General features: G+C 70.1%; 23 protein-coding genes and 1 other RNA gene. 9 read left to right on the top strand and 15 right to left on the bottom strand.

Going from position 1 to position 25,908, the window contains the following annotated elements; translation table 11 throughout:
* Positions 1-21: 21 nt before the first annotated feature.
* Positions 22-225: a 50S ribosomal protein L35 gene (gene rpmI, locus MKK82_RS07815; RefSeq protein ID WP_007561407.1), complete on the bottom strand. Its 204-nt coding sequence runs from the start codon at positions 223-225 to the stop codon at positions 22-24.
* A gap of 421 nt (positions 226-646) precedes the next feature.
* On the opposite strand from rpmI, the gene MKK82_RS07810 reads away from it, so the two are divergent.
* The 3 genes from MKK82_RS07810 to dapE all read left to right on the top strand — a co-directional run bounded on the left by MKK82_RS07810 (position 647) and on the right by dapE (position 5,612).
* Complete coding sequence (locus MKK82_RS07810; protein ID WP_238285164.1) at positions 647-1,777, top strand: glycosyltransferase family 4 protein; 1,131 nt, start codon at positions 647-649, stop codon at positions 1,775-1,777.
* Positions 1,778-1,955: 178 nt separating this feature from the next.
* Positions 1,956-4,301: an amylo-alpha-1,6-glucosidase gene (locus MKK82_RS07805; protein ID WP_238285165.1), complete on the top strand. Its 2,346-nt coding sequence runs from the start codon at positions 1,956-1,958 to the stop codon at positions 4,299-4,301.
* Between the two features lie 126 nt (positions 4,302-4,427).
* Positions 4,428-5,612 carry a succinyl-diaminopimelate desuccinylase gene (dapE, locus tag MKK82_RS07800; RefSeq protein WP_238285327.1) on the top strand — a complete coding sequence of 395 codons (1,185 nt, stop codon included), beginning with the start codon at positions 4,428-4,430 and terminating at the stop codon, positions 5,610-5,612.
* A 386-nt stretch (positions 5,613-5,998) separates the two neighbouring features.
* Here the strand turns inward: dapE and truA are convergent, their stop codons facing one another.
* The 4 genes from truA to recR all read right to left on the bottom strand — a co-directional run bounded on the left by truA (position 5,999) and on the right by recR (position 8,935).
* Entirely contained in the window at positions 5,999-6,772 is a 774-nt protein-coding gene (truA, locus tag MKK82_RS07795) for a tRNA pseudouridine(38-40) synthase TruA (RefSeq protein WP_238285166.1), read from the bottom strand.
* Positions 6,772-7,701, bottom strand: a complete 930-nt coding sequence (gene fmt / locus MKK82_RS07790) for a methionyl-tRNA formyltransferase (protein ID WP_238285167.1) — start codon at positions 7,699-7,701, stop codon at positions 6,772-6,774. The genes truA and fmt overlap by 1 nt, the downstream gene beginning before the upstream one ends.
* A 7-nt stretch (positions 7,702-7,708) precedes the next feature.
* Positions 7,709-8,224: a peptide deformylase gene (gene def, locus MKK82_RS07785; RefSeq protein WP_238285168.1), complete on the bottom strand. Its 516-nt coding sequence runs from the start codon at positions 8,222-8,224 to the stop codon at positions 7,709-7,711.
* A gap of 105 nt (positions 8,225-8,329) precedes the next feature.
* Positions 8,330-8,935, bottom strand: coding sequence for a recombination mediator RecR (gene recR, locus MKK82_RS07780; protein WP_238285169.1), 606 nt, complete (start codon positions 8,933-8,935; stop codon positions 8,330-8,332).
* 413 nt (positions 8,936-9,348) lie between these two features.
* Between recR and MKK82_RS07775 the strand changes: the two genes are divergently transcribed.
* Positions 9,349-10,968 (top strand): phosphoenolpyruvate carboxykinase, encoded by a 1,620-nt coding sequence (locus tag MKK82_RS07775; RefSeq protein ID WP_243985210.1) that lies wholly within the window; start codon positions 9,349-9,351, stop codon positions 10,966-10,968.
* A 152-nt stretch (positions 10,969-11,120) separates the two neighbouring features.
* Here the strand turns inward: MKK82_RS07775 and MKK82_RS07770 are convergent, their stop codons facing one another.
* The 4 genes from MKK82_RS07770 to MKK82_RS07755 form a co-directional block, all read right to left on the bottom strand.
* The gene (locus tag MKK82_RS07770; RefSeq protein WP_243985208.1) at positions 11,121-11,444 is read right to left on the bottom strand and encodes a YbaB/EbfC family nucleoid-associated protein; all 324 of its coding nucleotides are present in this window, start codon (positions 11,442-11,444) and stop codon (positions 11,121-11,123) included.
* 82 nt (positions 11,445-11,526) lie between these two features.
* A complete protein-coding gene (locus MKK82_RS07765) occupies positions 11,527-13,392 on the bottom strand; it encodes a DNA polymerase III subunit gamma/tau (protein WP_238285175.1) in 1,866 nt (621 codons plus the stop codon).
* A 35-nt stretch (positions 13,393-13,427) separates the two neighbouring features.
* Positions 13,428-13,526: signal recognition particle sRNA small type (gene ffs, locus MKK82_RS07760), an RNA gene on the bottom strand.
* 41 nt (positions 13,527-13,567) lie between these two features.
* On the bottom strand, positions 13,568-13,828 hold the full coding sequence (locus MKK82_RS07755; RefSeq protein WP_238285176.1) for a PepSY domain-containing protein: 261 nt from the start codon (positions 13,826-13,828) through the stop codon (positions 13,568-13,570).
* 144 nt (positions 13,829-13,972) lie between these two features.
* Between MKK82_RS07755 and MKK82_RS07750 the strand changes: the two genes are divergently transcribed.
* Positions 13,973-15,511 (top strand): YifB family Mg chelatase-like AAA ATPase, encoded by a 1,539-nt coding sequence (locus tag MKK82_RS07750; protein ID WP_243985206.1) that lies wholly within the window; start codon positions 13,973-13,975, stop codon positions 15,509-15,511.
* Positions 15,512-15,516: 5 nt separating this feature from the next.
* On the top strand, positions 15,517-17,268 hold the full coding sequence (locus MKK82_RS07745; protein WP_238285328.1) for a bifunctional protein-serine/threonine kinase/phosphatase: 1,752 nt from the start codon (positions 15,517-15,519) through the stop codon (positions 17,266-17,268).
* A 69-nt stretch (positions 17,269-17,337) separates the two neighbouring features.
* On the opposite strand, the gene MKK82_RS07740 is transcribed toward MKK82_RS07745, so the two are convergent.
* The 5 genes from MKK82_RS07740 to MKK82_RS07720 all read right to left on the bottom strand — a co-directional run bounded on the left by MKK82_RS07740 (position 17,338) and on the right by MKK82_RS07720 (position 22,099).
* The gene (locus MKK82_RS07740; RefSeq protein WP_243985204.1) at positions 17,338-18,057 is read right to left on the bottom strand and encodes a glutathione S-transferase; all 720 of its coding nucleotides are present in this window, start codon (positions 18,055-18,057) and stop codon (positions 17,338-17,340) included.
* Between the two features lie 35 nt (positions 18,058-18,092).
* Positions 18,093-18,539 carry a hypothetical protein gene (locus tag MKK82_RS07735; protein WP_238285184.1) on the bottom strand — a complete coding sequence of 149 codons (447 nt, stop codon included), beginning with the start codon at positions 18,537-18,539 and terminating at the stop codon, positions 18,093-18,095.
* 123 nt (positions 18,540-18,662) lie between these two features.
* A complete protein-coding gene (locus MKK82_RS07730; RefSeq protein WP_238285185.1) occupies positions 18,663-19,037 on the bottom strand; it encodes a hypothetical protein in 375 nt (124 codons plus the stop codon).
* A 50-nt stretch (positions 19,038-19,087) separates the two neighbouring features.
* Positions 19,088-20,977, bottom strand: a complete 1,890-nt coding sequence (locus tag MKK82_RS07725) for a methylmalonyl-CoA mutase subunit beta (protein ID WP_238285187.1) — start codon at positions 20,975-20,977, stop codon at positions 19,088-19,090.
* Positions 20,978-21,295: 318 nt separating this feature from the next.
* The gene (locus tag MKK82_RS07720) at positions 21,296-22,099 is read right to left on the bottom strand and encodes an undecaprenyl-diphosphate phosphatase (protein ID WP_238285189.1); all 804 of its coding nucleotides are present in this window, start codon (positions 22,097-22,099) and stop codon (positions 21,296-21,298) included.
* 247 nt (positions 22,100-22,346) lie between these two features.
* Between MKK82_RS07720 and MKK82_RS07715 the strand changes: the two genes are divergently transcribed.
* The 3 genes from MKK82_RS07715 to MKK82_RS07705 are packed head-to-tail and all read left to right on the top strand — an operon-like array spanning position 22,347 to position 25,074.
* Positions 22,347-23,039: a glutathione S-transferase family protein gene (locus MKK82_RS07715; protein WP_238285191.1), complete on the top strand. Its 693-nt coding sequence runs from the start codon at positions 22,347-22,349 to the stop codon at positions 23,037-23,039.
* A gap of 29 nt (positions 23,040-23,068) precedes the next feature.
* Positions 23,069-24,214, top strand: coding sequence for a tRNA epoxyqueuosine(34) reductase QueG (gene queG, locus MKK82_RS07710; RefSeq protein WP_308445412.1), 1,146 nt, complete (start codon positions 23,069-23,071; stop codon positions 24,212-24,214).
* Positions 24,211-25,074, top strand: a complete 864-nt coding sequence (locus tag MKK82_RS07705; RefSeq protein ID WP_238285198.1) for an SDR family oxidoreductase — start codon at positions 24,211-24,213, stop codon at positions 25,072-25,074. Before queG ends, MKK82_RS07705 begins: the two co-directional genes overlap by 4 nt.
* Here the strand turns inward: MKK82_RS07705 and MKK82_RS07700 are convergent, their stop codons facing one another.
* Entirely contained in the window at positions 25,075-25,899 is an 825-nt protein-coding gene (locus MKK82_RS07700) for a metal ABC transporter permease (RefSeq protein WP_238285330.1), read from the bottom strand. It abuts the gene before it with no gap.
* Positions 25,900-25,908 lie beyond the last annotated feature (9 nt).

The raw sequence follows: 25,908 nt of genomic DNA, 5'->3' as shown, positions 1-25,908 counted from the left end.
TGGCAACGGGTGTAGAAGGACTTACCGCGCGTTCGGCAGGAAGTACTTCTTCACGTTGGCGGCATCGCCCTCGAACAGGGTCGTGGTGCCGCGCAGGTTGCGGATCTGCTTGGTCGTCCGCTTGATCATCCCGTGGCGCTTGCCGGCCTGGGCGTACATCACCTTGCCGGTGCCGGTGATCTTGAAGCGCTTCTTCGCGCCCGATTTCGTCTTCAACTTGGGCATTTGGCTCTCCGTTGCGCGAAGATTCCCCGGGCCGACCCGCGAGGATCGGATGAGGTTCGCGCGTTTATGCTTCTGGTGGAGCAGCACGAGCCGCCACGGCAGCCCTAATCAGCCGGGCGGTTCGACGCGGGGCGGCTTATGACAGAAAGGCGGCGCCGCGGCAACGCCCGCGCGAACGGGCCGCCGGAGCGGTCTGCCGTGGAGGCGCGCGCCACCCTCTTCTCCGCGAGCAAAAGGTCGAGAACGCCCGGATAGCCTCGCTGATTCGGGGGAATTCGGGGACAGCGCGCGCACTGCACAAAACGGGGAGCGACAGCTGGGGCGCCAGGAACCATAACCTTGGCCGTCCGTTTCATTCATGTCCCGCTCAGGCCGGCAGGGTTAGACCCCCCGTCAAATTCGGCCAACCAGGAGACACTTCGTGCGCATTGCCCAGATCGCTCCGTTGTCGGAGGCCGTCCCTCCGAAGTTCTACGGCGGCACCGAGCGCGTCGTCAGCTGGATTACCGAGGAACTGGTCCGCCAGGGCCACGAAGTCACGCTGTTCGCAAGCGGCGACTCGAAGACCTCATCGAAGCTCGCATCCTGCACGCCCGAGGGCCTGCGCCTTCTGGGATACCGGGATCACACCGCCAGCCACTTGGCGATGCTGCATCAGGTGCACCGGCGCGCGCACGAGTTCGACATCCTGCACTTCCACATCGATCTGCTGCAGTATCCGATGTTCGAGGATCTGAACCACAAGTGCATCACCACGATGCACGGCCGCCTCGACGTGCCGGACTTCATGCCGGTCTACCGCACCTTCACGGGCATGCCCCTGGTGTCGATCTCCGACAACCAGCGCCTGCCCATGCCGCCGACCTCGAACTGGCTGGCGACGATCCATCACGGCCTGCCGGCCGAGAACTGCCCGTACTACCCGGACGCGAAGGGCGGCTACCTCGCCTTCCTCGGCCGGATCTCCCCCGAGAAGCGTCCCGATCGCGCCATCGAGATGGCGATCCGCTCGGGGACGCCGCTCAAGATCGCCGCCAAGGTCGACAAGGCCGACCAGGATTATTGGGATGAGGTCATCGAGCCGATGATCCATCACCCGCTGATCGAGTATATCGGCGAGATCAACGAGGAGCAGAAGAAGGAATTCCTCGGCAACGCTCTGGCGCTCGCCTTCCCGATCGACTGGCCCGAGCCTTTCGGCCTCGTCATGATCGAAGCGATGTCCGCCGGCACGCCGGTGATTGCCTTCCGCAACGGCTCCGTGCCGGAGGTCATCAAGGACGGCGTCGGCGGCGTGCTCTGCGAGACCATGGACGACGCCGTCGCGGCGGTCGCCCAGGTCAAGGCCATGAGCCGCGCCGGTGTCCGCGGCCACTTCGAGAGCCAGTTTACCGCCGAGTGCATGGTCAAGAAGTACGTCGCCGCCTACGAGGATCTGCTGGCCCGCGGGGCCGACGTGATCAAGCTGCCGAAATCCGGCTTCAAGCCGCAATTCGGTGAGCTGAACGGCTCCGCGCGTCCCGCGATCCCCGTCGCGGCGATGCCGGCCTGATCGGCCGGTCGGGGCCCCGCAGCGCAAGGAATCCCGGCATCGGGCTTGCGAGGCAGGGCCGCCCCGGCCTAGCGTCTTAAAGGCGACTCATCCGTAGAGTGAACAAGGGCCGCCGCATCCGAGGTGATGCGGCGGCCCTCTCGATTCGCACCCTCACACGTACCCGGAGATGCCCTGTATGGCGGCGGAGAACTCGGCAGCGGCCCACCCAGCGACGGCCCGCACTCTGGCGAGTGCCGGAAACGCGGCGCTCGGCTTCCAGGATGCCGACGACGTGCTTCCGCCCTACCATATCGAAGCGCAGACCTCCCTCGTGGAGCGACCCCTGCGCTCGCTGAAGTTCGGCGAGGCCTTCGGGGTCCTGGATTCCTACGGCGATATCGGGGTCCAGCCCGGACCGGAGGGGCTCTACTTCCAAGACACGCGCTATCTCTCGCGCCTGGAGCTGACCGTCGAAGGCCAGCGTCCGCTGATGCTGTCCTCGGTCATGCAGGACGACAACGGCGCCCTCAGCGTTGACATGACGACGCCCGACATCCGTCTCGAGGCCCATGACGAGACCTCGATCCCCCGCGAGACGATCGCGATCGAGCGCACGAAGTTTCTGTTCCGCGGAACCTGCTACGACCGGATCGGCTTGCGCTCCTTCGATTCGAAGCATCGCCGCGTTCGCATCGCCGTGACCTTCGACGCCGATTTCCGCGACCTGTTCGAGGTGCGCGGCACCGAGCGCAAGGAGCGCGGCAAGCGCGGCGTCCTAGTCGCGAGCGACCGCGAGGTACAGTTCCGGTACGTCGGGCTCGACGAGATCGTGCGCTCCACGGCGCTGCATTTCGGCCCGAAGCCCGACCTGATCGAGCCGGGCCGGGTCGCCTTCGACGTGTCGCTGCCCCCGGGGGGACGGACGTCGCTGTTCATCCGCGTCGCGTTCGAGGCGCACCGCGCCTTCACCAAGCCGCCGACCGACACGATGGTCGGCGAGGACGCCGCCGCGAAGCTGACGCTGGCCGCCAATGTCGGCGGTGCCCGGCGTGAGGCAAAGGATCTCGGCGAGGGGACGATCTTCGCCCGCGCCTACCGCGATGCCCGCCGCGACCTGCGCGCCCTGACGGCCGGGATCACCACCATCATCTCGTCGAACGACCAGTTCAACGAGGGCCTGTGCCGGGCCACGGCCGACCTCTACATGCTGGCGAGCCGGACCCCCGAGGGCATCTACCCGTTCGCCGGCATTCCCTGGTACTCCACGGTCTTCGGCCGCGACGGCATCATCACGGCGATGATGGCGCTCTGGATCGATCCGAAATTCGCCCGCGGCGTGCTGCGCTACCTCGCCTCAACCCAGGCCAAGGCGGTCGATCCGGCGGCCGACGCCCAGCCCGGCAAGGTCCTGCACGAGACCCGCCGCGGCGAGATGGCGATGCTCGGGGAAGTTCCGTTCCGGCACTATTACGGCACGATCGACGGCACGCCTCTCTTCGTGATGCTCGCCTGGGAGTACTACGCGGTCACTGGCGACTTGGAGACCATCCGGGCGATCTGGCCGGCGCTGGAACTCGCCCTCGAATGGATGGACCGCTACGGCGACCGCGACGGCGACGGCTTCGTCGAGTATGCCCGTGACACCGACAAGGGCCTGGAGAATCAGGGCTGGAAGGACAGCCACGATTCGATCTTCCACGCCGACGGCCACCTCGCCAAGGGGCCGATCGCGCTGTGCGAGGTACAGGGCTACGTCTACGCCGCCAAGCACGGCATGGCGAAGCTCGCCGCGCTCCTCGGCCACGACCCGCTGGCCGAGCGCCTGACCCAGGCGGCCACCGACCTGCGGGAGCGATTCGACGCGGCGTTCTGGAACGAGGAGATCGGCACCTACGCGCTCGCCCTCGACGGATCCAAGAAGCAGTGCGCGGTGCGGTCGTCCAATGCCGGCCACGCGCTCTTCACCGGCATCGCCAAGCCGGAGCGCGCGGCGCGTGTCGCCGAGACGCTGCTGTGCAAGGACGGGTTCAACGGCTGGGGCGTGCGCACGATCGCCAAGGGCGAGGCACGCTACAACCCGATGTCCTACCACAACGGCTCGATCTGGCCGCACGACAACGCGCTGATCGCGATGGGCCTCGCGCGCTACGACCGCAAGCACGAGGCCGCCCGCATCTTCCAGGGGATGTTCGACACCTCGCTCTACCAGGACCAGAAGCGCCTGCCGGAGCTGTTCTGCGGCTTCATGCGCCGCAAGCAGCGCGGGCCGGTCTCCTACCCGGTGGCCTGCAGCCCGCAGGCTTGGGCGGCGGCAGCGCCGTTCGCATTCCTGGCCGCCTGTCTCGGCGTCGAACTCGATCATGCGCGGAACAGGGTCCGTCTCAAGAACCCGATCCTACCGAACTTCCTCGACGGCGTGACGCTCTACAACGTGAGACTCGGCAGCTCGCACCTGGATATCCGGTTCCAGCGCTACGACGACGACGTCACCGTCTCGGTCCAGCGCCGCCACGGTGACGTGCAGGTGGTGGTCACCAAGTAGGGGACTCCAGAGCTCCCCCGTCCGGGCCGCCTCGGGGCAGGCGGCCCGCGCGGCGTGTCGGGCCGCCAAGGCCGGAACGCCAAGGGCGGGCTCGTGACGGACGGGTTCTCCAAGGACGACGGGTTCATGCCGGCTGACAACGACGCTTCCCACGCCGCACTGCGTCTGGCGCAAGACCTGATCCGCTGCCGGTCCGTGACCCCGGAGGATCGTGGCGCCCTCGACGTGGTCGCCGACGCGCTCCGGAACGCCGGGTTCGCCATCGAGCGCCCGGTCTTCTCCGAGGCCGGCTATCCCGATACGCCGAACCTGTTCGCGCGCATCGGGCAGGGCGGCCCCTGCCTCGTCTTCGCCGGTCATACCGACGTCGTGCCGGAGGGTGACGGTGCTTGGCGGCACGGGCCATACGACGGCGCGGTGGACGAGGGCATGCTGTACGGCCGCGGTGCCGCCGACATGAAGGGCGGCATCGCCTGCATGCTGGCGGCGACGCGGGCCTTCCTGACGCGGCGCGGCGCCGGGTTCACCGGTTCCATCGCGTTCCTGATCACCGGCGACGAGGAGGGGCCGGCGGTCAACGGCACCGTGAAGCTCCTCGCCTGGGCCCGCGCCCGGGGCGAGCGCTTCGACCATTGCCTTCTCGGCGAGCCCACCAACCCGGGTCGGCTCGGCGAGATGATCAAGATCGGTCGGCGGGGCTCGCTCACCGGCAAGCTCACGGTTCTCGGCCGCCAGGGCCATGTCGCCTATCCTCACAAGGCGGAGAACCCGATCCCGGGCCTGCTGCGCCTCGCGTCGGCGCTCGCGGCCGAGCCGCTGGACGGCGGCACCACGCATTTCGATGCCTCGAATCTCGAATTCACGACGATCGACGTGGGCAATCCGGCCACCAACGTGATCCCGGCGACGGCGCGGGCGACGTTCAACGTGCGGTTCAACGATGACTGGACCGCGGAGAGCCTCGGCGCCGAGATCCGACGGCGCCTGGAGCAGGCGGCCGGGAACGCGGTGCGCTTTGCCCTCGACCTTCATCCCTCGAACGCTCCGGCCTTCCTGACGCGACCGGATGACTTCGTGACGCTGGTGTCCGACGCCATCCGGACCGAAACGGGCCTGACCCCCACGCTCTCGACCACGGGCGGCACGTCGGATGCCCGTTTCATCAAGGATGCCTGTCCGGTGATCGAGTTCGGCCTCGTGGGGGAGACCATGCACCAGGTCGACGAGTGCGTGGCGGTCGCCGATCTCGAGCGGCTGACCGCGATCTACGAGCGGGTGCTGGAGGCGTACTTCAGCGCGGCCCGCGCCTGAGCCACGCGAAGTCGAATCCGTCGATGGCCCGGAAGCAAATGCGGATCCCGACGACGTGGCTGCCGGCCCGGGCACCGATCGGATCCCAGATCCAGGCCGAGCGATTCAATCTCCTGCATCGACGGGTCCCGGCAGACACGCGTGCCGCGGCGCTCAGGAATGTCGCCGGGTCGGGGTTGGCGAAGTCTAGATTGGCCAAGCCGTGGAGCGTGACGACGAGGGCCGACGGAAGGCGGTCGAGAGATACCTCACGATGCCGGGGCGATGCGTTTTCGCCGTGGCGGGAGCCACGATGAGGAGAACCGGCGACGCCGCCGCCCCCGCGTAGTGAGCAGCCCGCCCGTGCGTTCCCCGTCGCTCGAATCTCAGATCGCAAATCCGGCTTCTCAGACCTGAGAGTGGTCCAGATCCGGGTAATCCACCTTGACGAAAGTCAGGCCCGCAGCGGGCGCTAGGGGGCCGCACCGGCGTTTCTCGCCGGAGGCCAGAATGTCGGCCACTTCGTCCGCAGAGAGACGCCCGCACCCGGCGAGCATCAGCGTCCCGACCATCGCGCGCACCTGATGATGCAGGAAGGAGCGTGCGGAGGTCGCAACGACGATCTCGTCGTGCAGCGCCATCGGGGACCGGCGGACGTCGAGCTGCTCCAGCGTGCGCACCGGGCTGTTGGCCTGGCATTCGGCCGCCCTGAAGGCCGAGAAATCATGGCGACCCACGAGGCGCTGGGCCGCGACATGCATGAGATCGGCGTCCAGCGGCCAGGGCACGTGCCAGACATGGGCCCGCGTTAGCGCGGCCGGGCTGCGCCGGTTGAGGATGCGGTAGCGGTAGTGCCGCCGGATCGCCGAGTGGCGGGCATCGAAGGCTGCCGGCACGATCTCGGCCGACAGGACCGCCACCGGTTGCGGACGGAGATGGGCGTTCAGCGCGTCCCGCACCGTGTCGGTCCGCCATTCCTTGATCAGGTCGAGATGGGCCACCTGATGGACGGCGTGAACGCCGGCATCGGTCCGGCCCGCGCAGGTGAGCCTGGCTTCCTCCCCGGAAAATCGCGTCACCGCCGCCTCGATCGCCCCCTGGACCGTGGGCTCGTCGGCCTGCCGTTGCCAGCCACAGAACGGGCCGCCGTCGTATTCGATGACGAGCTTGTAGCGGGGCATCAGCCGAGGCGGGTGCCGGGCGTCAGGCGGGCGCCGCGGACGAAGTCGGATCCCGCCGCGCTGCCGCCCTTGCCGGCCCGCCTGAGCTCGATCAGCCGCACGGCGCCGTCGCCGCACGCCACCGTGCCGTCGGAATCGAGGAGCGTCCCGGCGACGCCCCCTCCGTCGGCGCGCGCGGCCCGCAGGACCTTCACCCGCTCCGGGCCCTTGCCGAGATCGACCTCGAAGAAGGCCCCCGGGAATGGCGACAACCCGTTGATCCGGTTGGCGACCTCGTGCGCCGGCCGCGACCAGTCGATCCGCGCCTCGTCGTTGGTGATCTTGCGCGCGTAGACCACGCCCTCTTCGGGCTGCCGCGTGAACGCCAGGCGGTCCTGACCCAAACGGACGATGGCCTGCGCCATCAGGTCGGCGCCCACGGGCATCAGCGCGTCGTGCAACTCACCGGCCGTCATGCCGGGTGCGATCGGGATCCGGGCCTCGAGGGCCACGGGACCGGTGTCGAGCCCGGCTTCCATCCGCATCACGCCGACCCCGCTCTCGGCATCGCCCGCCATCACGGCGCGCTGGATCGGCGCGGCGCCCCGCCAGCGCGGCAGCAGGGAACCGTGCAGGTTCAGGCAACCGTGCGCCGGCGCGTCGAGGATCGCTTGCGGCAGCAGCATCCCGTAGGCCACGACCACGGCGACCTCCGCGCGGTGACCCGCGAAGGTCTCGGCCGCCTCCGGTGTGCGCAGCGTCGACGGCGTCAGAACGGACACGCCGAGCGTCTCGGCCAGGGCCTGGACCGGGGAGGGGCGCAGGCTCATCCCGCGGCCGGCCTTCGCGGGCGCGCGGGTATAGACTGCGGCGATGTCGTGACCGTCCTGTGCCAGCCGGGCGAGGGTCGGCACCGCGAAGTCCGGCGTGCCCATGAAGATGACGCGCATGGCCGCCTCAGGCCGCGTCGCGCTTGGCCGCCTTGGCGAACTTCTTGATCACCCGGTCGCGCTTCAGCTTCGACAGGTGGTCGATGAACAGCACGCCGTTGAGGTGATCGATCTCGTGCTGGATGCAGGTCGAGAGCAGGCCACCGGCCTCGATCTCCTGCTCGTTGCCGTCGATGTCGCGGAACCGTACGCGGACCCGGTCCGGCCGCTCGACCTCGCCGTAATATTCAGGGATCGACAGGCAGCCCTCGTCGTAGACCCGCATCTCCTCCGAGGACCAGATGATCTCGGGATTGATGAACACCTTCGCGTCGCGGACGCCTTCCTCCTTCGACGTGTCGATCGTGACGACGCGCTTGGCCACGCCGATCTGGATCGCCGCCAGTCCCACGCCGGGGGCGTCGTACATCGTCTCGAACATGTCGGCGACGAGGGTGCGGATCTCCGCGGTGATCGGGCCGACCGGGTCGGAGGCCCGGCGCAGAACGGGATCGGGGAGGATGACGAGCGGGCGGATGGTCATGGCGGCAACCGGCAGGGACAGCGCCGGGACGTCTCCGGGCTGGACGTCGAATAGGATGCGGCCGGGAACCGGTCAAATGATCCCCGGGCTGCCGCGGAAGTCCGGTCAGAAGGCGGTACGGCTGCGGATGGCGGCGGTCAGGGTCCCCTCATCGAGATAATCGAGCTCGCCGCCCACCGGCACGCCGTGGGCGAGGCGCGTGACCTTCACGTCGCAGTGCCGGATCGACTCGGTGACGTAATGGGCCGTCGTCTGCCCGTCGACGGTGGCGTTGAGGGCCAGGATCACCTCGGTGACCTCGGGTCGAGCCACGCGATCCACGAGGGTCGCGAGGTTGAGATGCTCCGGCCGCACCCCGTCCAGCGCCGAGAGCACGCCGCCGAGCACGTGGTAGCGCGCCTTCACGGCCCCCGAGCGTTCGAGCGCCCAGAGATCCGACACGTCCTCGACCACCACGAGGGTCGTGGGATCGCGCTCGGCGTCCCTGCAGATGGTGCAGGGGTCCGAGGTGTCGACGTTCCCGCAGCCGGTGCACACGATGATGCGGTCGGCGGCGACCCGCATCGCGTCGGCCAGAGGCCCGAGCAGGGTGTCGCGTTTCTTGATGAGCTGGAGGGCGGCGCGGCGCGCCGAGCGCGGCCCGAGCCCCGGCATGCGGGCGAGGAGCTGGATCAGGCGTTCGATCTCGGGGCCGGCAACGGCTTGGGGCATCGTGCCTCTTGGTGCCTCTGGGCGAGGGAAGAGCGGGCGTCCGTCAGGGGCATAGACGTCGCCGCCTGGCATGCAAGGGTGCATGAGCGCCCACCCCGCATCTGGGTATTCCAGAGGCGAACTGCTCGTCCGCGCACGTACGCGAACGGGTGCGACTGCTTACAGACGGGGGTTCCTGCGTCCACAACTGTGGTCTAGCCTGTTCGTACACATTGCGGGCCTCGGACGAAGCCCATAATGACAGCGAAGCTTCGCCGCCTACTCAGCTGAGGGGATCGAAGCTGCCGGGGAACGGAGATCCTGCGCGCGGCGGACCTGTACGACCGCGCGGACGTCCCCTGGTCCTTTCCGGACGGCATTGCCGTTCGGTGTAGTCGCGTCGACGGTCGAACAGGGGCCCGGAGGATACGATCTTGACCAACATCGGTGATCACAACGCGGCCCACGGGGCCGAGGCCGCGGGCTTCCGCGACCTCAAGGCCGTCCACTGGAATTTCGAGGCGCCGCGGCTCTACGAGGAGGCGCTCGCCCGCAAGGAGGCGCAGCTCGCCCGCGGCGGCGCCCTCGTGGCGACCACCGGCAGCCATACCGGCCGCTCGCCCAAGGACAAGTTCGTCGTGCGCGACGCCGCCACGGAATCCGAGGTCTGGTGGGACAACAACGGCGCGATCACGCCCGAAAAGTTCGAGACCCTGCGGCAGGACTTCCTGAAGCACGCCGAGGGCCGGGAGCTGTTCGCCCAGGACCTCTACGGCGGCGCCGATCCGGCCTACCGCGTCAAGGCCCGGGTTTTCAGCGAGTTCGCGTGGCACTCGCTGTTTATCCGCAACCTTCTGATACGGCCGGACCGCTCCGAGATCGCGTCCTACGTGCCGGACATGACGATCATCGACCTGCCGAGCTTCCAGGCGGACCCGGCCCGCCACGGCTGCCGCTCCAAGACCGTGATCGCCATCGACTTCGCGAAGAAGCTCGTGCTGATCGGCGGCTCGGCCTACGCGGGCGAGATGAAGAAGTCGGTCTTCACCTACCTCAACTACATCCTGCCCGGTCAGGGTGTGATGCCGATGCACTGCTCGGCCAACGCCGCGCTCGACGCCGACGGCGGCTCGGCGATCTTCTTCGGCCTCTCGGGCACCGGCAAGACGACGCTGTCGAACGACTCGTCCCGCCAGCTCCTGGGCGACGACGAGCACGGCTGGTCGAATGCAGGCATCTTCAACTTCGAGGGCGGCTGCTACGCCAAGACGATTCGCCTCTCGCGGAACGCGGAGCCGGAGATCTACGCCACCACCGAGCGCTTCGGCACGGTGATGGAGAACGTGATCATCGATCCGGTCACCCGGGTGCCGGACTTTGATGACGCCTCCCTTACCGAGAACACCCGCTGCGCCTACCCGCTCGACTTCATCGCCAACGCCAGCGCCACCGGCCGGGCCGGGCATCCGAAGAACATCGTGATGCTGACCTGCGACGCCTTCGGGGTGATGCCGCCGATCGCCAAGCTCACCGGCGCCGAGGCGATGTACCACTTCCTCAGCGGCTACACCGCCAAGGTCGCCGGCACCGAGCGCGGCCTGACCGGGCCTGAGGCGACCTTCTCCACCTGCTTCGGCGCGCCGTTCATGCCGCGGCACCCGAGCACCTACGGCAACCTGCTCCGCGACCTGATCGCCAAGCACAGCGTCGATTGCTGGCTGGTCAACACCGGCTGGACCGGCGGCGGGGTCGGCAGCGGTCGGCGCATGCCGATCCGCGTGACCCGGCGCCTGCTGGGCGCCGCCCTCGACGGTTCGCTGGCGCAGGCCGAGTTCCGCCGCGACCCGTATTTCGGCTTCGCTGTGCCGGTCTCGGTGCCGGGCGTCGAGCCCCACATCCTCACGCCGGTGAAGACCTGGGGCAACAAGGGGGCCTTCGTGGAGACGGCCGCCCGCCTCGTGAAGATGTTCGACAACAACTTCAAGCGGTTCGAGGCCCATGTCGACGCCGACGTGCGCGCCGCCGGGCCGACCGCGCAGGCGATCGCCGCCTGATCGACCGGTGCGGGCGGCCGGAGCGGCCGCCCGACCTCGACTGGCGAGCACATCCCAGCGGCGTTCCCAGCCGCGCTTCGTCACGGCGCCCCGAAGCGGAGCGGTCACCTTAGGACAAGGGCCGCGGGCGGAACGAGACGGTCAGTGCGCCCCTAGAACGGCAGCTTCATGCCCGGCGGCAGCGGCAGGCCCTTGGTCAGCTCGGCCATGCGCTCCTGCATGGTCGCCTCGGCCTTGCCGCGGGCGTCGTTGCAGGCTGCCACGATCAGGTCCTCAAGGATCTCGCGCTCGTCAGCGACCATCAGGGACGGATCGATCGTAATCCCTTTCATCTGGCCCTTGGCCGACATGGTCACCCGCACCGAGCCGCCGCCGGAGGCGCCGGCGACCTCGATCGCGTCCATCTCAGTCTGCAGGTTGGCCATCTTCTCCTGCATGGCCTGAGCCTGCTTCATGATGCCCATCAGGTCGCGCATGCAGCTGTCTTCCCGTTGTTTCGTCGCGTCCTGATCTGGGGACCGCGCCGCCGTTCCGCCACGCAGCGCCCGGCGAAAATCTCTAGACGTCGTCGTCCGCGGCGTCGTCGACCCGTGCGGCATCGCCTTCGCCGAGAGTCTCTTCATCGGCCGGGGGCGCAGCGTCGGCCGCCATCTCGCGTACGTCCACGATCTCCGCGCCGGGGAATCGCGTCAGCACCTCGCGCACGAACGGGTCGGCGGCCGCGTTCTCGCGGCGGGTCTCGGTGGCGGCGCGGGCGGCCGCGTCCAGGGTCGGCGCGCCCTCTTCCTTCGAGAGCGCGACTGCCCAGCGCCGCCCGGTCCAGCGCTCGATGGCGGCGGCGATGTCGGTGGCGAGGCTCGGCCGTCCGCCGGGGGCGAGCCGGATCTCGAGCCGCCCTTCCTCGAAGCGTACGAGGTGCACGTCGCGCTCCAGCGCGGTCCGGAGCAGGATGTCGCGGTTGGCGTCCGCGAGGGCGATCAGGTCCTCGAACCGGCCGAGCCGCGGGCTCGGCGGCGCGACGGCGGCCGGCCGCGGGGCCGGCGCGCTCATCGCGGTCGGAGCGGTGACCGGGACCGGCTCCGGGGGCAGGGTCCGCGGCGCCGCGGCGAGAGCCGCCGAGCCACCGCCCCGCAGGTCGGGAATCGGTGGCAGGGGCGGGCGGGCCGTCGGCTCAGGTGGATCCCCCGCCGGTGCCGCGGCCGCCTCGGCCTTGAGCTGGCGCAGCGCCTCGTCGGGCGTGGGCAGGTCGGCCGCGTAGGCGAGGCGCACGATTGCCATCTCGGCCGCCGCCAGCGGCCGGGGCGCGGCCTGCACCTCAGGGATCGCTTTGAGCAGGATCTGCCACGCGCGCGAGAGGGCGCGGATGGACAGCTTCTCCGCGAACTGACCGCCGCGAACGCGCTCGGTCTCGCTGAGCGTCGGGTCGGCTGCCGTCTCGGGCACCGCCTTGAGCCGCGTCACCAGATGCGTGAAGGCGGCGAGGTCGGACAGCACCACCGACGGGTCGGCACCGGAATCGTACTGCGCCCGCAGTTCCGCGAAGGCGGCGGGCACGGACCCGCGCATGACCGCCTCGAACAGGTCGAGGATCCGGGCGCGATCGGCGAGGCCGAGCATGTCGCGCACGCTCTGCGCGGTGACGGACCCGGCGCCGTGGGCGATACCCTGGTCCAGGAGCGAGAGGGCGTCGCGCACGGATCCCTCGGCGGCGCGCACGATGGCGCCCAGCGCCTCGTCCTCGGCCGCGACGCCCTCGGCGGCGCAGACCTTGGCGAGGTGAGCGTGCAGGGTCGGAGCCTCGACGCGCCGCAGATCGAACCGCTGGCAGCGGGACAGGATCGTCACCGGAACCTTGCGGATCTCCGTGGTGGCGAACACGAACTTGGCGTGCGGCGGCGGCTCCTCCAGCGTCTTCAGGAAGGCGTTGAACGCCTTCTCGGAGAGCATGTGGACCTCGTCGACGATGTAGACCTTGTAGCGCGCCGAAACCGGTCCGTAGCGGATGCCGTCGATGATCGCCCGGACGTCGTCGATGCCGGTATGGGAGGCGGCGTCCATCTCCAGCACGTCCATGTGCCGGGATTCCATGATCGCCGCGCAATGGAGGCCGAGTTCCGGCATCGACACGGTCGGTCCGGTATCGGGCTGGCCGGCCCGGGCATAGTTGAGGCCGCGGGCGAGGATGCGCGCCGTGGTGGTCTTGCCGACCCCGCGAACGCCCGTAAGCATCCAGGCCTGGGGAATGCGGTTGGCCGCGAACCCGTTGGCAAGGGTACGCACCATCGCGTCCTGGCCGATCAGGTCGCCGAAATTGGTGGGCCGGTACTTGCGCGCGAGAACCCGGTAGGGCGTGGCCGCGACGGGCGGCGCTGGAAACCCGGGCAGGCCCGGCTCGTCGTCAGGCGTGCCGGTCGAAGCGTCCATGCCGGGTCGGGATCGGGCTGCCGCACGCGGGAATGAGGTGGGAGGCTGGACGAAGACCCGCTCGGTCTCGTTAGGGCTGCTTCCTTCCGGACCTGACCCGGTTGGCGAGTGAAACGTCCCTCGCCAACCCCCCGCCGGCTATATGGCCGGGGCTCGCCCCGAACGCAAGCGTCGCCTACTCGGCCTCGCGCTTCACGATGGCCAGGCTCTTCGGATCGAGCTTCAGGTCGAACTGCTTGCCATTGGCGTCGACGGCGTCGTCGACCTCGATCATGCCGTCGTCGAGCTCGATCTCCTTCCACTTGGTGAAGCCCTCCTGCTTGAGCATGGCTTCAACCTTGGCCTGCTGATCGGGCGGGAGCTTCTGATCGGCGTGGGCGGCGGCGGTGAAGCCGGCCACCAGGGCCAGGGCGAGGAGGGGCTGGGCGAGGCGCATGGCGGTCTCCGTTCCGTTGCGTGGTGCCGGCTGTGAACAGGAATGCGGGATCGGGGTTCCATCCCGACGCCGATCCCCTTGAGCGCCCTGCGATTCTCCCCCAAACCTATGCCGTGCGGCCCCCGCGGCGAGGATTGTTCACCTATGGTCACTCGCGTCGCCACCGTGGCCTTCGAGGGCATCGAGGCGCGGGCGGTCGACGTACAGATCCAGATCATCCCGGGATCGGTGGTCTTCAACATCGTCGGCCTGCCCGACAAGGCGGTGGGCGAGTCCCGCGAGCGGATACGCGGCGCCCTGATCGCCTCCGGCCTGGCGCTGCCGGCCAAGCGCATCACCGTCAACCTCGCCCCGGCCGACCTGCCGAAGGAGGGGTCGCATTACGACCTCCCGATCGCCCTCGGCGTCATGGCGGCGATCGGCGCGATTCCGGCCGACGCCCTCGCCGGCTACTGCGTGCTGGGCGAACTCGCCCTCGACGGCAGCATCACGGCGGTGAACGGCGTGCTGCCGGCTGCCATCGCGGCGGGCGGCCGGGGTCTCGGTCTGATCTGTCCGGCCGCCACCGGGCCGGAGGCGGCCTGGGCCGGGGGCGACCTCGACGTCCTCGCCCCCCGGTCGCTGATCCAGCTCGCCAATCACTTCAAGGGCAGCCAGGTCATGGCCCGGCCAGAGCCCGCCGTCGCGGGCGTTTCGGGGCCGCTGCCGGACCTCGCCGACATCAAGGGCCAGGAGGGCGCCAAGCGGGCACTGGAGATTGCCGCGGCCGGCAGCCACAACCTGCTGATGAACGGGCCGCCCGGCTCGGGCAAATCGATGCTGGCTGCGAGGCTGCCCTCGATCCTGCCGCCGCTCGGCCCCCGCGAACTGCTCGATATCTCCATGATCCAGTCGGTGACGGGCGAGCTCAAGGGGGGCGCCCTCTCGAATCGCCGGCCCTTCCGGCAACCGCACCATTCCGCCTCGATGGCCGCCCTCGTAGGCGGCGGCCTGGGAGCCCGACCGGGGGAGGTTTCCCTCGCCCATGGCGGCGTACTGTTCCTGGACGAGCTGCCCGAATTCACGCCCCAGGTGCTCGACGGCCTGCGCCAGCCGATGGAGACCGGCACGGTGATGATCGCCCGGGCGAATCACAGGGTGACCTACCCGGCCCGCTTCCAGCTCGTCGCCGCCATGAACCCGTGTCGCTGCGGCCAGGGGCTGGAGCCGGGCTACGCCTGCCGGCGCGGGCCGAACGAGCGCTGCATGGCGCAGTATCAGGCGCGGATCTCCGGTCCGCTCCTGGACCGGATCGACCTGCGCATCGAGGTTCCGGCGGTGATGGCGGCCGACCTGATCCTACCGCCGCCCACGGAAGGCTCGCGCGAGGCGGCCGGTCGGGTTGCCACGGCCCGCACGCTCCAGACGACGCGCTATGCGGGGCGGGGCCTGCCGGCAGCCACCACCAACGCCACCTGCCCGCCGAACCTGATCGAGGACGTCGCGTCTCCCGATGCGGACGGAACGTCGCTGCTTCGCCAGGCGGCCGAGACCATGCGGCTCTCCGCCCGCGGCTTCCACCGCACGCTCCGCGTGGCCCGGACGCTGGCCGACCTCGACGGGGAGCCGCAGGTGCGGCGGATGCACGTCGCCGAAGCCCTGTCCTATCGGGGCCGCGTTGACGGCACGGCGGCGGCCGCTTGAGCACCGTGGCGGGCGGGCCGCCGCGGGACCTGACGGTTTCCGTCGGCCAGCACAGCGCCGCCGGCCGGAAGGCGGCCAATCAGGATTTCCACGGGATCCTCGTTCCACCGCAGCCGGGACGGGGTTTAAAGGGCGTCGCGGTGGCGCTCGCGGACGGCATCAGCTCCAGCGCCGCGGGCGCCGCCGCGAGCCAGACCGCGGTCACGAGTTTCCTGAGCGATTATTACGCCACGCCCGACACGTGGTCGGTGAAGAACGCGGCACAGCAGGTGATCGCGGCGACGAATTCCTGGCTCTATGCCCAGACACGGCGGGGAAGCGACCCGAACGATGTCGACCGGGGCTACGTCACCACCTTCGACGCCCTGGTCCTGAAGGCGCGGGCCGCGCACCTGTTCCACGTCGGCGACGGCCGGATCTGGCGCGTGGCGGGCAGGTCCCTCGAGCAACTCACCGAGGATCACCGCGTAGTGGTCTCGGCTGCGGAATCCTACCTCGGTCGGGCCCTCGGCGCCGGCGGTCGCGTCGAGATCGACTACCTGAGGCTCGCCACCGAGCCCGGCGACGTCTTCGTCCTCACCACCGACGGTGTCCACGAGCACCTCCGGCCCCGGGACATCGCGGCGGCCGTCGCGAACGCGGACGACCTCGACGAGGCGGCCCGCACCATCGTCGAGATGGCTCTGGCCGCGGGCAGCCCGGACAACCTCACGGTCCAGATCGTGCGGGTGACGTCGCTGCCGGAGGGCGAGCCGACGGATCTGCTCGGCGATGTCGAGGGTCTCGATCCTGCGCCGTTGCTCGAACCGCCCGCGGAATTCGACGGCTACCGGCTCCTGCACGTCCTGCATACCGGCCCGCGCAGCCGGGTCTACCGCGCGATCGACGCGGAGACCGGGGCGCACGTGGCCCTGAAGGTTCTGTCCCTCGACCTGCGGGACGATCCCGCGCAGCGCCGCCGCTTCGCGATGGAGGAGTGGATCGCCCGCCGGATCGACAGCCCGCACGTGCTCAAGGCTCATCCGCAGGGCCGCCGGCGCAGCCACCTCTACACGGTGATGCGCTACGTGGAGGGACAGACCCTCGCCCAGTGGATGCGCGACCACGCGGCGCCCGATCTGGAGACGGTGCGCAAGCTGTTGGACCAGCTCGCCAGGGGCGTGCAGGCTTTCCACCGCCGGGAAATGGTTCATCAGGACCTGCGTCCCGACAACGTGCTGATCGACGCGTCCGGGACCGTGCAGGTCATCGATTTCGGCGCCACCAAGGTCGCCGGCGTCGTCGAGGGAGATCCACGAATCGACCCGGCCGAGATTCTGGGAACGGTCCAGTACACGGCGCCGGAATGCTTCCTGGGGGAATCCGCCACGGCCGCCTCGGACGTCTTCTCGGTGGGGGTGATCGCCTACCAGATGCTCACCGGGCGGCTGCCCTACGGCGATGCCGTGCCGCGGGCGCGGACTCGGGCGGCACAGCGCAAGCTGCGCTACGCGTCGGCCCTGATGGTGCGTCCGCTGCTTCCGGTCTGGATAGACGGCGCGTTGCGCAAGGCCGTTCACCCGAACCCCCTGCGGCGCTACCAAGCCCTGTCGGAACTGATGCACGACCTGCGGCACCCCAATCCGGCCTTCACGGATGCCCGGCGGGCCTCGCTGCTGGAGCGCGACCCCCTTCAGTTCTGGCGGCTGCTGTCGCTGGTGCTGTTCATCGTGGCGCTGACGCTCGCGGCCGTCTTGGTCGCTCAGAAGGCGCGGTGAGCCGGCGCGCCCGGCATCCCGCCTCCCGGACAGCTCGCTTTAGCGCCGCAGCGAAGCCGACGCGTCGCGTCAGGCATCGAGTTCGGGGTAGCGGCGGAAGATGCCGTCCTCGCTGAAGGGAACGCGCCGGGAGCTCGCCAGGTACGCCGCCAGGCGCGGACGCCGCGCCACGGCCTGATGCAGCCCTGCGACCCGCGGCGTATCGCGCAAGGCAGCGGCGCTCGCCTTCGGGAAGGCGTAGCGCAGCCCGTCGACGAGCTGAAAGAGGGAGAGGTCGGCGTACGACAGGTCTGCGCCGACCAGACGCTCGCCGCCGTTGGCGCTCAGCACACGCTCGAAATAGCCGAGGTACTTCGGGATGCGCTCCGCCCGGAACCCCTCGGCCCGGCGCCGGGCCTCGGGTTTCTGGTCCGCGTAGTACAGGCCGACACCGAGGGGGTGATGCGTATCGTGCGCCTCGTCGACCGCATCCGCGATGGTGAGCTGGAGCTGATGGGTCCAGATCCGGTCCGCTTCCGAGGTGCCGACGAGGCCGAGGCGCGGACCGAGGTAGAGCAGGATCGCGGCGGTCTGCCCCACGACGACATCACCGTCGCGCAGGAATGGCGGCGCCAGCGGCGGCCGGGGGTTGGCGGGATCGGTGAGGCAATCCAGCATCGGCTCGATCCCACCCGCCTCGTCGTCCTGCCGGGCGACGTCGATGTAGGGGGCGCCGGCGTCCTCCAGGGCGAGACGCACGAACTCGCCGCGGCCCTGGATCATCGGCCAGTAATGCAACTCGTAGGGCATCGCCGTCCCGGCGACCGGTGCCGGGCCGGGGCCGATCAGTTGCCCGGCGCGGCGTCCTCGCCGCTCCGGTCGACCGGCGGCTCGGCGCTGGCGACCGCCTTGCGGGCCAGCATCGGCTCGAGGCGCTGGGCGAGTTGCTGGTCGAGATGCTTGACGTAGGCGCCCTTGAAGTAGCGCTCGCCGGATTTCGGCCCGTAGATCCGGTCATGCGCCTGGATCATCGCGGCGACTTCCGGCCGGCACAGGAAGCCCGTGATGCCCACGGCCTCGTACCAGTGGCCGGCCCGCGCCTCGGCCGTCGCCTTCGGGTTGGACAGGACCGTGTCGGCAAAGCATTCGGTGGCCGCCAGGCGGAGCGGAGCCAGCGCCTTCTCGGCCACCTCCGCGTTCACGGCGGGAGCCGCCGGCTGCCGATGCGGGCGCGCCTGCGCTGCCGGGACGAGCACGAGGACGGCGAGCGTGGCGAGGAGCGAAGACTTCATGCGGGCGGTCTCGTCGGGTTCCGAACCGCGTTCAGCATTCCCTCACGATTGCGTCGGGATCGGGGCTGAGGACGCGGTTCGCCTGCCCGATTGCGGGCAAGATCCGGACCGTTCTGCGGCGTCTCAGTCGCGGCGTTCCGCGTTCCAGCGGCCCCGGCACTGCAGCAGGCCGGTGGACACCCAGGTCCCCGCACCGAACCCGTTGCGGCCCAGCCGCCCGCGCACGTCCGCGGTGGACGTGCCGTTCGAGATGGAGCCCTGGATCGCGCCGGTGCCGGTGACGCCGCCCGCAATCGTGAAGGCCGCCCCGACGAAGCGTGCCCGCCCCCGCTCGATCTTCACCGGGTAGCGGTAGGCACGGTCGCAGTCGCCCGCCTCCGTGATGATCTCCACGCTCCACGTGCCGTCGAAGCGGTTCGGCAGCGCGGCCCCGCGGGGCGCGGCCGTGGCCGGCATCGCGCCGATGAGGATCAGGGCAGTGACGGTAAGGCGCGACATGCGACTCCGATCCGGTCGGGCGTGCGGCCTCGCCACGGCGGTCCGCGCCGTCACGCGGCCTGGGGCGGGACGGGCGCGCGCATGGCCGCGCGCAGCGCCGCGTCGAGCAGGGCGAGCATGTCGCAGCCGACATGCAGGAAGGCGCTCACGCCGGCCTGCTGCAGGGCCTCGGCACCGTCCCGCGGCTTTCCGGCGAGGTAGATCGTGCCGGCGCCGGCCTTCGCCAGCGCTTCAGCCGCTCCGGCAGCGTGCTCGGCATAAAGCGCGTCGGTGGAGCAGATGCAGGCGAGCGTGGCGCCGGAGGCCTTGTACGCCTCCGCCAGGGCGGCGGGATCGTCGAAGCCGTCGTTGGACAGCGCCGCAATGCCGCCGGCGGCGAAGGCGTTGGCCGCGAAGGTCGCCCGCGCGTTGAACGCGGCCACCGGGCCGAGATTGGCCAGGAACACCGACGGCCTGCGCCCGGTCTTGGCGAGATAGGCATCGGACGCGTCGCGCAGCGCCTCGTAGGGCTCGGCCAAGCGCTGGGACGGCAGGGCGTCGCAGGCGACCGCCGACCCGGCGCCGAAATTCGCGCCGCGCGGCGCGGTCACGGGCGCCACGTCGAGCACGGCGACGGGCTTCTCCGCGAGATTCGGAAACTCGCTGGCACCGGTGAGCGCCTCACGGCGGCTCGCCACGGCCTTGGCGCGCGCCTCCCGGGTCTGCTCGATCCGGCGCTGCAGCTTGCCGACGCTGAGCGAGGCGACGATGCCGCCCTCCGCCTCGATCGCCTGGAACGACGCCCACGCCGCTTCGGCGATCTCGGCGGTCAACGCCTCGAAGCCGCCCGAACCCGCTGCCGGATCGCTGACCCGGGCGAGGTGCGATTCCTCGATGAGGACGATCTGGCTGTTGCGCGCGACGCGCCGGGCGAACGAATCGGGAAGGCCCAACGCCTGCGTGTAGGGGAGGATCGCGACGCTGTCGGCGCCGCCCATTCCGGCGGCGGCCGCCGCCATGCCGGTCCGAAGGATGTTCACGAAGGGATCGCGCTTGGTCATCATGCGCCACGCGGTCTCGGCGTGAAGGCGCAGGGGCTTCGGATCCAGCCCACAGGCCTGCTCGATCCGCGCCCAGAGGCGCCGCATCGCGCGGAACTTCGCGACCGTCACGAACTCGTCCGCGTCGGCGGCGAGCAGCACCGCGATGCGGTCGCGGGCGGAGGCGAGATCGTGGCCGGCAGCCTCCAGGGCGCGCAGGTAGGTCACCGCGGTGGCCAGCACGGCGCCGAGTTCGGCTGCCTCACCGGCCCCGCCCTCGTGGTACGGGCGCCCATCGGCCAGGAAGGCCCGGCCGGTGAAGCCCGCGGCTTCGAGTTCCGCCGCGGTCTCGGCGAGGCGCGGAGCGATCTCGCTCCAGACGGCCCCGAGGCTGCCCGACGCTGCCAGGACGCCGACGGGATCGATGCCGAGATCGAGGTCGTAGGACGACAGGTCCTCGCCCCGTCGCTCGGCCAGGGCGCGCACCAGCCGGGCGGCCCCGAGGCCGTCGCCGCCGGCGTCGAGCCGCAGGGCGATCAGCGGCAGCATCACGCCCTTCAGCGCCGCGTCGAGATCCTCGACCGTCGCGACGGTCAGACCGTAGCCCCGGGCGCCACGGGCACCCGCGAGAGCCAGAACGAGGGCGTCGGCGCCGCCCTCGAGGTCGGTCATCGCCTGCGCGTTGGCGGTTGAGAGATCGGGATGGTCGACCCGCTGGGCGATCCGCCACGGGCCCGGCGCCCGTACCGGTTGGGCGGCCGGCTCCGCGGAACCGTAGAGCGGCTCGATCCGCAGGCCGTCGGCCGTCCGGGAAACCAGCCGCTTCTCGAAATCGGCGCCCTTCAGCACGCCTTCGACGAGGCCGAGCCACCGCGCCCGGTCGGCGGGCTCGAAGAGGTCGGCGAGCGGTCTGTCTTCCATCGGATCGTCCCAGAGCGCGGCGTCTCGCGCACCGCTGTCTCGGGATTGCCTCGCACGCCGCTCCGCTCGTGGCAATCGCCCGATGGTTGAGGAAACCTCAAGCCGCCGGTCACCGATTTTTGATCGCCGCGCCGACGCTCCGCCGGACCCGGAAGGGGGCTTTCGGCCGCTCCCGTCACCCGTTCATCCGCGGCTTCCCGCACCGGCGGGCCTTGACGGCCCGCCCCCGGGTTGTTGGGAATTGGAGCGCGTGAGGGGGTCGACGTCACCCGGCACCGTCACCACGGGGCGGGCCGGGCGCGGGCCCTGCTTCGGCGATCAACCGAAGATGATGAGCCCGGCAAAGCCCAGGGCGCCGACGATGATCCGCCACCACGCAAACAGCCAGAAGCCGTGGCGCGACACGTAGTCGAGGAGCACGCGCACCACGATCAGCGCAGCGATGAACGACACGACGAAGCCGATCACGATCAGGCCGACATCGTCGCTCGACAGATACTTGTAATTGTCCAACAGGTCCTTGGCGAAGGCGCCCGCCATGGTGGGCATCGCGAGATAGAACGAGAACTCGGTGGCCGAGCGCTTGTCGGCGCCCATCAGCATCGCGCCCACGATCGTCGCGCCCGAGCGCGAGACGCCGGGGATCATGGCGAGGCACTGGAAGATGCCGATCTTCAGGTCCATCGGCAGCGGGAAATCGTAGACGTCGGTCTTCTTCACCTCGAGGTCGGTGTCGTCGATGACGAGGAGCACCAGCCCGCCCGCCACCAGGGTCGCGCACACGATCCACGGGTTGAACAGGTATGCCTTGATCATCTTCGAGAAGATGCCGCCGATGATCGCCGCCGGCAGGAAGGCCACCAGGATCCCGAGCACGAAGCGGCGGGCCTTGGGGTCCGACGGCAGCGCCGTGGCGATCCCCAGCAGGCGGCGGAAATACACCAGCAGGATCGCCAGGATCGCGCCGAGCTGGATCAACACCTCGAAGGTGTTGTTGGGCGAGTGGAAGCCGATGAAGTGACCCACCAGCAGCTGATGGCCCGTGGACGAGACCGGGATGAATTCGGTCGCTCCCTCAACCAGGGCGAGCAGGACCGCCTTGCCGATGCTTGCCAGATCCATGGTGGTGCCTCGCGTCCGGGCGCACGCCGGCCCGTACCGGGCGCACCGCGAACCGCTTCAATACCGGCCGGTGACTGCGCTCATCAGGGTTGACGGGCAGTTACCGGGGCCGGCTGCGCGTGTTAAGGGCTCGGCAACGGTCGGGCAATAACGCTCGGTCCGACGTCCTGCGCGCCGAACATCCGCGCGTCGGGGCCGACGCGCGGGCCCGGCCGCGCGGTCAGACCGAACCAGTCTCACGGCCTCGATGGCAACCCTCTACCACTTCCCCTTCTGCGCGAATTCCCGGTTCATCCGTCTCGTGCTCGCCGAGATGGGCATGGAACCGACGCTGTTCGAGGAACGGCCCTGGGAGCATCGCGACGACTTCCTGCTGATCAATCCGGCGGGAACGACACCCGTGCTGCTGGAGCAGAACGGCCTCGTGATCCCCGGGGCGGGCGTCGTCGCCGAGTACCTCGACGAGACCCGCGGTCTCGGCCTCTCCGGACGCCGGATGATGCCGGAGGACACGGTCGGGCGGGTCGAGGTCAGGCGGCTGCTCGACTGGTTCCTGGTCAAGTTCGATTCCGAGGTGACCGGCTACCTCGTCAACGAGAAGATCTCGAAGCGCTTCATGGCCGCGCACGAGGGCGGCGGCCCTCCCGACATGAATGCGATCCGCGCGGCGCGCACCAACGTGCGCTACCATCTCAAGTATATCGGATACCTGATCGCCCGTCGCAAATGGATCGCCGGCGACAACCTGACCTATGCCGATCTGGCCGCCGCCGCGCATCTCTCCTGCGTCGACTATCTCGGCGACGTCCCCTGGGACGAGGACGAAATGGCCCGGAACTGGTATGCCCGCGTGAAGTCGCGGCCCTCGTTCCGCGGCCTGCTCGCCGATCGGGTGCCCGGGATGGCCCCCTCCGGCCACTACGCGGATCTGGATTTCTGAAACAGCGACGCATCTACCACGGCGCCGACCTGCGGGGCCTTCTGGAGAGCAGGGCCCGCGACCTCGGCTTCTGCAGCCTGCGCGTGACGCGGCCCGACCGCCTGCCCGATCTGCCGGCCCGCCTGTCGGCGTGGCTGGCCGAGGGAGCCCAGGGCACCATGGACTGGATGGCGGAGCGGGCCGACCAGCGCGCCCGCCCGATCAGCCTGTGGCCGGGCTTGCGCAGCATCGTGGTCCTGGCGATGAGCTACCGGCCCGAGGACGATCCCCTGGCGCTCCTGGCCCGGGCAGAGCGGGGCGCCGTCGCCGCCTACGCCCAGCGCCGCGATTATCACGAGGTTTTGAAGGGCAAGCTGAAGGAGCTGGGCGGCTATCTCTCCGCCAAGGGCGACGTGCGGGTAAAGGTGTTCTGCGACACCGCCCCGGTCATGGAGAAGACGCTGGCGGAGGCGGCCGGGCTCGGCTGGCAGGGCAAGCACACGGTGCTGATCTCCCGCGACCACGGCAACTGGCTGCTCCTGGGGGCGATCTACACCAGCGCGGAGTTCGAGCCGGACGAAGCCGGACGCGACCATTGCGGATCCTGCCGCGCCTGCCTGGACGTGTGCCCCACCGATGCGTTCCCGGCGCCGTACCGGCTCGATGCGCGGCGCTGCATCTCGTACCTGACCATCGAGCACGCGGGGCCGATCCCGCTGGAATTCCGGCCCGCGATCGGAAATCGCATCTTCGGCTGCGACGATTGCCTCGCTGTCTGTCCCTGGAACAAGTTCGCCCGCACGGCCGCCGAAACACGGCTCGCCGCCAAGGCGGATCTGGCCGCCCCGGCGCTCTCGGATCTGGCGGGCCTCGACGATGCGGCCTTCCGCACGTTCTTCGCGGGGACGCCAGTGAAGCGCACGGGGCGCGACCGCGTCCTGCGCAACGTGATGATCGCCATCGGCAATTCCGGCAGGCCGGACCTCGCGGGCTCCGTCGTCGCACGCCTCGCCGACGAATCGCCCCTGGTCCGCGGCATGGCGATCTGGGCCTGCGGACGTCTCCTGGAGCCGGCGGCGCTCCGCGCGCTGCACAGCCGTTACTGGCCGACCGAGCGTGACGCGCACGTGCGCGACGAGTGGCGGACCGCGCTCGGCTTGACGGAAGCCCGGACGGGCGAGACATCCGCCGCATGAATCTCTTCGTCTTCGGGCTCGGCTTCACCGGCCGCCGTTTTGCAGAGCGGGCGCGCGGCCGGTTCGGAACCGTGCGCGCCACCGTCACCGATCCCGCTGCGGCGGCGCGGCTCGCCTCGGCGACGGGCTTCAGCCTGCGCGCCTTCGGCCCGGAGGCCGATGATCCGCGCATCGTCGAAGACCTCGTCGACACCGACGTGCTTCTCGTCTCGGCGCCCCCCGGCGCGGAGGGCGATCCGGTTCTGGCCCGCTACGCGGACGCCGTCGCGGCGAGCCGGATCGGCTGGATCGGCTACCTGTCCACGATCGGCGTGTACGGCGATCAGGGCGGCGCCTGGATCGACGAGACGACACCGGCGACGCCGCGCAGCGCCCGCTCGAAGATCCGGCTCGACGCGGAGTCGGCGTGGCTGTCGCTGGGCGCGCAGGCCGGCAAGGCCGTTCAGGTGTTCCGCCTCTCCGGCATCTACGGTCCGGGGCGCAACCCGATCGTGAAGCTGCGCGAGGGTCGCTCGCAGCGGATCGTGAAGGCCGGGCAGGTGTTCAACCGTATCCACGTCGACGACATCGCCACGACGCTCCTCGCCTCGATCGACCGGCCCCGGCCGGGTGCGATCTACAACGTCACCGACGACGAGCCCACGGCGCCGCAGACCGTGACCGAGCACGCCGCCGCCCTCACCGGACTGCCGCTGCCGCCGGAGATCGACTTCGAGACCGCCGATCTGTCACCCATGGCGCGGAGCTTCTACGGCGAGAACAAGCGGGTTCGGAACCGCCTGATCCGGGACGAACTCGGCGTGGAACTCGCCTATCCCACCTACCGCGAAGGGCTGGCGGCGCTGAAGGATCAGCCCTGATCAGGCTTCGAGGTGGCGGGGCCGTGCGAGGCGGCGGAGCAGACCGTCCCGCGGGCCGGCCAGCATGGACGCGACGTAGAGGGCGCCGGCCGCCAGCACGATGGCCGGTCCGCTGGGCAGATCGAAGCGGTAGGACAGGCTCAGGCCCGCCACGCTGGCGATGGCGGCGATCAGCATCGACACCGGGATCAGGCCACCGAGGTCTCGGGCCCAGAACCGGGCCGCCACCGCCGGGAGCAGCATCAGCCCGACGGCCAGGAGCGTCCCAAGGGCCTGGAAGCCGCCGACGAGGTTGACCACCACCAGGGCCAGGAAGGCGAGATGCACCGGTCCGCCGCCCCGGCTCACGGTGCGCAGGAACAGCGGATCGACGCATTCCATGACCAGCGGACGGTAGATCACGGCGAGCGCCGCGAGGGTCAGCGTGCTGATGCCGCCGAGCAGCATCAGGGCGGCATCGTCCAGCGCAAGGACAGAGCCGAACAGGAAGTGCATCAGGTCGATCTGCGAGCCGCGCAGCGAGACGAGCAGCACGCCGCCCGCCAGCGAGATGAGGTAGAAGGCCGCGAGGTTGGCGTCCTCCCGGACCACCGTGGCGCGGGTGACCGCGCCGGCGAGCAGGGCCACCGCGAGGCCGGCCACGAGGCCGCCGAGGGTCATCGCCGGCAGCGACAGGCCGGCGACCAGAAACCCCGCGGCGGCCCCGGGCAGGATCGCGTGGCTCATCGCGTCGCTCATCAGGCTCATGCGGCGCAGGGTCAGGAACACGCCGACCGGCGGCGCCGAGACCGACAGGGCGAGGCAGCCGGCCAGCGCGCGGCGCATGAAGCCGAA

It is taken from the genome of Methylobacterium sp. E-046, from assembly GCF_022829625.1.
Lineage (GTDB): Bacteria > Pseudomonadota > Alphaproteobacteria > Rhizobiales > Beijerinckiaceae > Methylobacterium > Methylobacterium longum.
The sequence above is the reverse complement of the archived record's forward strand: the minus strand, read 5'-3'. Positions and strand labels throughout refer to the sequence as shown.

Coding starts and splice junctions, on each gene's coding strand:
- rpmI (WP_007561407.1), bottom strand. CDS start 225: ATGCCCAAGTTGAAGACGAAATCGGGCGCGAAGAAGCGCTTCAAGATC.
- MKK82_RS07805 (WP_238285165.1), top strand. CDS start 1,956: ATGGCGGCGGAGAACTCGGCAGCGGCCCACCCAGCGACGGCCCGCACT.
- dapE (WP_238285327.1), top strand. CDS start 4,428: ATGCCGGCTGACAACGACGCTTCCCACGCCGCACTGCGTCTGGCGCAA.
- truA (WP_238285166.1), bottom strand. CDS start 6,772: ATGCCCCGCTACAAGCTCGTCATCGAATACGACGGCGGCCCGTTCTGT.
- fmt (WP_238285167.1), bottom strand. CDS start 7,701: ATGCGCGTCATCTTCATGGGCACGCCGGACTTCGCGGTGCCGACCCTC.
- def (WP_238285168.1), bottom strand. CDS start 8,224: ATGACCATCCGCCCGCTCGTCATCCTCCCCGATCCCGTTCTGCGCCGG.
- recR (WP_238285169.1), bottom strand. CDS start 8,935: ATGCCCCAAGCCGTTGCCGGCCCCGAGATCGAACGCCTGATCCAGCTC.
- MKK82_RS07770 (WP_243985208.1), bottom strand. CDS start 11,444: ATGCGCGACCTGATGGGCATCATGAAGCAGGCTCAGGCCATGCAGGAG.
- MKK82_RS07765 (WP_238285175.1), bottom strand. CDS start 13,392: ATGGACGCTTCGACCGGCACGCCTGACGACGAGCCGGGCCTGCCCGGG.
- MKK82_RS07755 (WP_238285176.1), bottom strand. CDS start 13,828: ATGCGCCTCGCCCAGCCCCTCCTCGCCCTGGCCCTGGTGGCCGGCTTC.
- MKK82_RS07750 (WP_243985206.1), top strand. CDS start 13,973: ATGGTCACTCGCGTCGCCACCGTGGCCTTCGAGGGCATCGAGGCGCGG.
- MKK82_RS07740 (WP_243985204.1), bottom strand. CDS start 18,057: ATGCCCTACGAGTTGCATTACTGGCCGATGATCCAGGGCCGCGGCGAG.
- MKK82_RS07735 (WP_238285184.1), bottom strand. CDS start 18,539: ATGAAGTCTTCGCTCCTCGCCACGCTCGCCGTCCTCGTGCTCGTCCCG.
- MKK82_RS07730 (WP_238285185.1), bottom strand. CDS start 19,037: ATGTCGCGCCTTACCGTCACTGCCCTGATCCTCATCGGCGCGATGCCG.
- MKK82_RS07725 (WP_238285187.1), bottom strand. CDS start 20,977: ATGGAAGACAGACCGCTCGCCGACCTCTTCGAGCCCGCCGACCGGGCG.
- MKK82_RS07720 (WP_238285189.1), bottom strand. CDS start 22,099: ATGGATCTGGCAAGCATCGGCAAGGCGGTCCTGCTCGCCCTGGTTGAG.
- MKK82_RS07715 (WP_238285191.1), top strand. CDS start 22,347: ATGGCAACCCTCTACCACTTCCCCTTCTGCGCGAATTCCCGGTTCATC.
- MKK82_RS07705 (WP_238285198.1), top strand. CDS start 24,211: ATGAATCTCTTCGTCTTCGGGCTCGGCTTCACCGGCCGCCGTTTTGCA.
- MKK82_RS07700 (WP_238285330.1), bottom strand. CDS start 25,899: ATGCGCCGCGCGCTGGCCGGCTGCCTCGCCCTGTCGGTCTCGGCGCCG.